2 protein-coding genes are annotated in these 1,451 nt (G+C 41.7%); one reads left to right on the top strand and one right to left on the bottom strand.

All coding sequences use genetic code 11. The annotated features are described in order from the left end of the window. Positions 1-145: 145 nt before the first annotated feature. Positions 146-505, bottom strand: a complete 360-nt coding sequence (locus P2G85_RS21420) for a hypothetical protein (protein WP_275866016.1) — start codon at positions 503-505, stop codon at positions 146-148. Between the two features lie 252 nt (positions 506-757). Here P2G85_RS21420 and P2G85_RS21410 point away from each other — a divergent pair, with 252 nt between their 5' ends. Beyond that, entirely contained in the window at positions 758-1,225 is a 468-nt protein-coding gene (locus P2G85_RS21410) for a cold shock domain-containing protein (RefSeq protein ID WP_275866015.1), read from the top strand. The last annotated feature ends 226 nt before the right edge of the window (positions 1,226-1,451 follow it).

The following is a 1,451-nucleotide window of genomic DNA, read 5'->3' as shown; positions in this document are numbered from 1 at the left end:
ATAACAAGGCATTTAAGAGTGATTCCCAACGCTTGGCATTTTTCATTCGATCGTTGAGTTTAGTGTTTACGGTGGTGTGGTTAGGTTTCGTGGTAGCGTTGCTCACACCTTAATGCGGCGTTAGTTTGCAAGAGGAAAAATGCAGCTATATCGCAAGATCTAGAGGTAAAAGCTCAAAGTCTAAATTGTTATGCCGGCGTTCAACTTCAGTGTTAACTAGCGTGTTGAAAATCCAAAATTGGCATCGTTCCAACGGTTGCTTTGTTCTTTGGAGCGGCGACTTTGGGGTTACCTGAATTGAACTTTTTTCTGAAACTCTGCTCGTTGAGTTTGTTGGTACAAAAGCCGATTTACTCGCTGAAATGACGTTTTCTCTGGTGTTGTAAATTCCACGTGGTTTCAGTGGCTTTGTTGAAAGTCCGCATTGTGAGATTGCCTTTCCAAAAGCAGTTTCTGGTGTTGTGAGTTCGTTTTCTGCGGCGTTGCTTGTTCCAAGTGGTTTCATTGACTAGCCGCTTTGAGACTACGCCTGACTTAAGTGCATCAAGGCACATAAATTTTGTTGTTCGCAAAGTTTAAAACAACGTAAAATCAACCCTTTGGGTCTGCAAACTAACAAACTGCTCAAGAGGGATTCACAACGCGTGGCATTTTCACTATGCGTTGAATTTAGTGATTAAGGTGGTTTGCAGCGGCTTCGGTATTGCGTTGTTCACCCTTTAGCAGGGCGTTATATCACTTCGAAGGAACATTATATATGAAGGGTAAAATTGTTAGATGGATTGATGATCGTGGCTTTGGTTTTATCAATTCTGATGACTACCAAGGTGATGTTTTTGTCCATATATCGAAGTTCAAAAAAGGCTATAGACGCCCTCAAATGGGTGACGAGGTTGAATTTCAAGTTGAAGTAAGTAGTGGAAAAGCCAATGCCTATGATGTCTCGCTTGTTGGTGTCAAACCACGCAAAGAGAAATCATCGACATCTATCGTGTCGGTTGTTTTCATTGGCTTAGCTATCGGCGTTTTCGGCTACTTTGCTATCGAGAAACTGTTTACTACACCAGAATACGAAAACATGGGATTTGTGTGTCAGGGTAAGACTCATTGTAGCCAAATGACGTCCTGCAATGAGGCGAAGTTTTATTTATCAAACTGCCCAAATGTACAAATTGATGGAAATCGAGATGGGGTGCCTTGTGAAATGCAATGGTGTACCAATTAAGGCGTGATATAACAATCTGTTTAAGAGTGATTCGCAACGCTTGGCATTTTTGCTATGCGTTGCGTTTAGTGTTTAAGGTGGTTTGCGGAGGCATCGGTATTGCGTTGCTCACACCTTAACAGGGCGTTAGTTTGCAATAAGAAAATCGCAGCTATATCGCAAGATCTAGTGGTAAATGCTCAAAGTTGAAATTGTCGTATCGGCGTTCAATTTCAGTCTTAATTAG

The sequence above is a fragment of the Vibrio sp. CAU 1672 genome (assembly GCF_029223195.1).
Lineage (GTDB): Bacteria > Pseudomonadota > Gammaproteobacteria > Enterobacterales > Vibrionaceae > Vibrio.
The sequence above is the reverse complement of the archived record's forward strand: the minus strand, read 5'-3'. Positions and strand labels throughout refer to the sequence as shown.